Source organism: Klebsiella ornithinolytica NBRC 105727 = ATCC 31898, assembly GCF_001598295.1.
GTDB classification, from domain to species: Bacteria; Pseudomonadota; Gammaproteobacteria; order Enterobacterales; family Enterobacteriaceae; genus Klebsiella; species Klebsiella ornithinolytica.
In genome coordinates this window covers 1-4632 of sequence record NZ_BCYR01000029.1, presented here as the reverse complement: position 1 = coordinate 4632, position 4632 = coordinate 1, and the positions used below count along the sequence as shown (strand labels likewise).

The 4632-nt window shown below is 49.9% G+C and carries 4 protein-coding genes, 4 tRNA genes and 1 rRNA gene; 1 reads left to right on the top strand and 8 read right to left on the bottom strand.

The features are described from left to right. From ROR01S_RS26745 to ROR01S_RS25540, 5 genes are all read right to left on the bottom strand, one after another. On the bottom strand, positions 1-135 hold a 135-nt coding region (locus ROR01S_RS26745), incomplete at its 3' end, for a GTP-binding protein (protein ID WP_009484166.1). 115 nt (positions 136-250) lie between these two features. After that, positions 251-326 (bottom strand) — tRNA-Thr (locus tag ROR01S_RS25555). 5 nt (positions 327-331) lie between these two features. Next, positions 332-406: transfer RNA gene (locus ROR01S_RS25550), tRNA-Gly, on the bottom strand. Between the two features lie 119 nt (positions 407-525). Further along, positions 526-610 (bottom strand) — tRNA-Tyr (locus tag ROR01S_RS25545). 10 nt (positions 611-620) lie between these two features. Beyond that, positions 621-696: transfer RNA gene (locus tag ROR01S_RS25540), tRNA-Thr, on the bottom strand. Between the two features lie 523 nt (positions 697-1219). Here ROR01S_RS25540 and coaA point away from each other — a divergent pair. Further along, positions 1220-2170 (top strand): type I pantothenate kinase, encoded by a 951-nt coding sequence (gene coaA / locus ROR01S_RS25535; protein WP_015585388.1) that lies wholly within the window; start codon positions 1220-1222, stop codon positions 2168-2170. A gap of 47 nt (positions 2171-2217) precedes the next feature. Here coaA and birA read toward each other — a convergent pair whose 3' ends face one another. From birA to rrf, 3 genes are all read right to left on the bottom strand, one after another. After that, positions 2218-3180, bottom strand: a complete 963-nt coding sequence (gene birA / locus ROR01S_RS25530) for a bifunctional biotin--[acetyl-CoA-carboxylase] ligase/biotin operon repressor BirA (protein WP_004118405.1) — start codon at positions 3178-3180, stop codon at positions 2218-2220. After that, positions 3177-4205, bottom strand: coding sequence for a UDP-N-acetylmuramate dehydrogenase (gene murB, locus ROR01S_RS25525; protein ID WP_044350021.1), 1029 nt, complete (start codon positions 4203-4205; stop codon positions 3177-3179). Before murB ends, birA begins: the two co-directional genes overlap by 4 nt. A gap of 264 nt (positions 4206-4469) precedes the next feature. Further along, positions 4470-4585: ribosomal RNA gene (gene rrf, locus ROR01S_RS25520) — 5S ribosomal RNA — on the bottom strand. Positions 4586-4632 lie beyond the last annotated feature (47 nt).

The following is a 4632-nucleotide window of genomic DNA, read 5'->3' as shown; positions in this document are numbered from 1 at the left end:
GCGAGCAGAACCACCGTAGGTTTTAGCCAGAACGGTAGTGATTGCAGCAGTCAGCGTTGTTTTACCATGGTCAACGTGGCCGATAGTACCGACGTTAACGTGCGGTTTTGTACGTTCAAACTTTTCTTTAGACATCGATTGTCCCTCTAAGACACGGATAAATCGGTGATATCACCACATCAACCGGGCAACATGCCCGACTTGTTGAATGCAATAAACAGAGAGAAACAGGGAAGGAGAGATAAAGAAGTGGTGCTGATACCCAGAGTCGAACTGGGGACCTCACCCTTACCAAGGGTGCGCTCTACCAACTGAGCCATATCAGCACGTCTGGAGCGGGCAGCGGGAATCGAACCCGCATCATCAGCTTGGAAGGCTGAGGTAATAGCCATTATACGATGCCCGCATCCTGAAACTCGGCTACCCAGTTCTTTCTATAACAAAAAAAAGAGACTTATCTCTTTTTCTGTTTGAGTTGATTAGTTTAACCAAGCAACTCTGGCTCCGCAAAGCGTTGCCGAAAGATGGTGGTGGGGGAAGGATTCGAACCTTCGAAGTCGATGACGGCAGATTTACAGTCTGCTCCCTTTGGCCGCTCGGGAACCCCACCAGGCACTTGATGGTGCCGACTACCGGAATCGAACTGGTGACCTACTGATTACAAGTCAGTTGCTCTACCTACTGAGCTAAGTCGGCATCAAGTAGCGCGCATTTTAGGGAGACCTGCGAGTTCATGCAACTAAAAAATTGCATAAAATGTTCCATTGCTCATATTTTGTGCTCAAACAAGGAAAATCGTTGCAATTTCAAACAACGGAGCACAAAAAAACGGCATTTACCTAAGCGTAAATCGTACGCTGACCCGGGATATTTTGTTCAAGACCGGCATTTTTGACCTCCCGGGCGATTTCCTGAGCACCTCTGCATACGATAATCGATCTTTTAGCCCGCAAAGCAGATATTCCAGCTTCGCCTGGCTGCATCGCTGACGACTCCCTTCCGCGGCATTTATCGCTCACGTAACCTGAGCGCTCTATTCACCTGTTTAGTAATTACCTGCGCCCCCCGCTCTTGTGATGTCTGCATTAGAAAGCACTATCCGATGAGTTTTTTCTTATTATTCCTCGCAATCTGGTGTTACCCTCCTGCCCATTGTCCTGATTAACTTGTGTGAAGCATCCCTCGCTGCATTTGATTCGGCGATGCTAAGAACATGCTTATGAGCAAAAAAGAGCAGACGTTAATGACACCCTATCTACAATTTAACCGCAACCAATGGGCTGCACTTCGTGATTCCGTTCCGATGACGCTGACAGAGGAAGAAATCACGCGGTTAAAAGGCATCAACGAAGATCTTTCTCTTGAAGAAGTTGCCGAGATCTATTTGCCGCTGTCGCGTTTGCTTAATTTCTATATCAGTTCTAACTTGCGCCGTCAGGCCGTGCTGGAACAATTCCTCGGAACTAACGGGCAACGCATTCCCTATATCATCAGTATTGCCGGGAGCGTTGCGGTAGGGAAAAGCACAACGGCGCGCGTATTACAGGCGCTGCTCAGCCGCTGGCCGGAACATCGTCATGTTGAATTGATAACGACCGATGGCTTCTTGCATCCTAACGCCGTATTGAAAGAACGCGGGCTGATGAAGAAGAAAGGCTTCCCGCAATCCTATGATATGCATCGTCTGGTCAAGTTCGTCTCCGACCTGAAATCCGGTATCCCTAACGCTACCGCTCCGGTTTATTCGCATCTGATTTATGATGTGATCCCCGATGGAGATAAAACCGTCGCGCAGCCGGACATTTTGATTCTGGAAGGATTAAATGTTTTACAAAGCGGGATGGATTATCCTCATGATCCGCACCACGTATTTGTATCTGACTTCGTTGACTTTTCGATATATGTTGATGCGCCCGAAGAGTTGCTAAAAACATGGTATATCAACCGCTTCTTAAAATTCCGTGAAGGGGCTTTTACTGACCCGGACTCTTATTTCCATAATTACGCAAAGCTTTCCAAAGACGAAGCTGTGAACATTGCCACCTCATTATGGAATGAGATTAACCTGCTGAATTTAAAAGAAAATATATTACCAACTCGTGAACGAGCCAGTCTTATCATGACGAAAAGTGCTAATCACTCCGTTGATCAGGTTCGGTTACGGAAATAACGATTACAGAAAATAAAAAGGGAGCCTGGGCTCCCTTTTTATTCAGTTTATTCTGCACTGCGCAATGATATCTCACCACCAACCCAGGGTTTTATCACGCCATCCTGCTCAAGCAATAACGCGCCCTGAGTATCGATACCGCGCGAAATACCAAATATTTCTTTATCGCCAATAATAAGCTTCACCGGGCGGTTGAGGAAGTTATCTAATTTCTCCCAACGCGTCAGATAAGGCGCCAGGCCATCCTGCTCAAAGAGCTGCAGGCCCGCACGAAGCTCTTTAATCAGGCGCGCGGCCAGCGTATTACGATCGATAGATACGCCAGCTTCCTGCAAGCTAATCCATCCCTGGTTTACGACATCTGACTCGACGTGACGCATGGCCAGGTTGATCCCCGCCCCGCTGACTATCTGTGCCGCATCGCCGGTTTTTCCCGTCAGCTCAACCAAAATACCTGACAGTTTACGATCCTGAAGATAGAGGTCATTTGGCCACTTCACCCGAACTTTATCAGCCCCCAGGCTCTGGAGCACTTCTGCAATAACAATCCCGATGACCAGACTCAATCCCACTGCGGCAGCGGGCCCTTGCTCAAGCCGCCAGTACATCGAGAGATAGAGGTTTGCGCCAAAGGGAGAAAACCACTTGCGCCCTCGACGACCGCGGCCGGCCTGCTGATATTCAGCAACACAGGCATCGCCGGATTGCAATTCATTAAGACGATCCAGCAAATACTGGTTCGTCGAGTCAATAACGGGAAGCACTGTTACCCGTCCATGTTCGATCTGTGCAGCGATTCGCTGTTCATCTAATAGCTGGATCGGCTCTGGCAGGCTGTAACCTTTTCCTGGGACGGTGAACACATCAACTCCCCAGTCGCGGAGAGTCTGAATATGTTTATTGATTGCCGCCCGACTCATTCCCAGACGCTCGCCAAGTTGCTCTCCGGAATGAAATTCGCCATCCGCTAAAATTGATATCAATGTCAGGGGGATTGTATTATCTCTCATGCAATAGCCTCCTCGGCATTCACTTCACCGGTTGCGCCAATAAAGCGGACTTCCGGCTGGAGCCAGACATTGAACTTCTCGCCTACCTGCTGACGGACATAATGCGCCAGCTTAATGACATCGTCGCTGGTTGCCTGATTAGCATTGATTAATACTAAAGCCTGCTGACGATGCACCGCGGCCCCGCCGATGGTTTTCCCTTTCAGCTGGCATTGATCGATTAGCCAGCCTGCGGCCAGTTTTATACGCCCATCTGCCTGCGGGTAGTGCGGAGCATTCGGGAACATGGCCAGTAGCGTCTGCCCTTTCCCGGCATCAATCACCGGATTTTTAAAGAAACTGCCGGCATTTCCACTCACCTTCGGATCAGGGAGCTTAGTCATTCGCATATGACAAACGGCGTCAAACACCTGACGCGGAGTCACGGTCTGTCGGTCAAGGCGGGTCAGGTCACCGTAGGTTAATATCGGATCCCAGACCTTTGTCAGGCGGAGACCTACCGCAACGATGGCAAAGCGATCCTGGTATTCATGTTTGAAAATACTGTCACGATAGCCAAAACGGCATTCACTCGCAGAAAGACGCTGCTTATGGCCAGTTGCCAGCTCGATACAATCAACATACTGGCAAACACGCTGTAGCTCGACGCCATATGCGCCGATATTCTGAATCGGGGAAGAGCCTGCACACCCAGGAATCAAGGCGAGGTTTTCCAGACCCGGCATGTCATTATCCAGCGTAAACTGCACCAGTTGATGCCAGTTTTCTCCGGCGCCAACGTGTAGATGCCAGGCATCAGGCGTTTCCGTGACCTCAATTCCCATAATGCGGTTGATTATCACCGTACCGGCATAATCCTTCAGGAAGAGTACGTTGCTCCCTTCACCAAGGATCAAAACGGGCTGATCCTCTGCAGTGGCCCGTTGCCATGCGGACAATAGCTGCTGTTCATTTTCAGCACGTACAATCGCTTTGGCCATGCGGTCAATGCCAAAGGTGTTCCAGGGTTTGAGGGAGTGATTCATAGTGGCTTCCTGATGCAAAATCTGCACTAGTTTACCGTATCTGCTGGGGGAAGGCTTGCTTGATTGCGGCCAGGCGGCTATTCAGGATGTTTTAGTTTTTCATGGATAAAGACGCAAAAAGCCCGTCCGTGAGGACGGGCTTCTGACTGATTTGATGCCTGGCCGTTTATGGCGGACATCCTGCCCCGGTGAGTGTTTCCCGGCAAACAGCAGGCAAACAAAAAAACCCCATGCTTTCGCATGAGGTTTCTTCGCGTGTTTGATGCCTGGCAGTTCCCTACTCTCACATGGGGAGACCCCACACTACCATCGGCGCTACGGCGTTTCACTTCTGAGTTCGGCATGGGGTCAGGTGGGACCACCGCGCTATCGCCGCCAGGCAAATTCTGTTTCACCCCGCATTCCTGCGCGATGATTTAATCTGTCA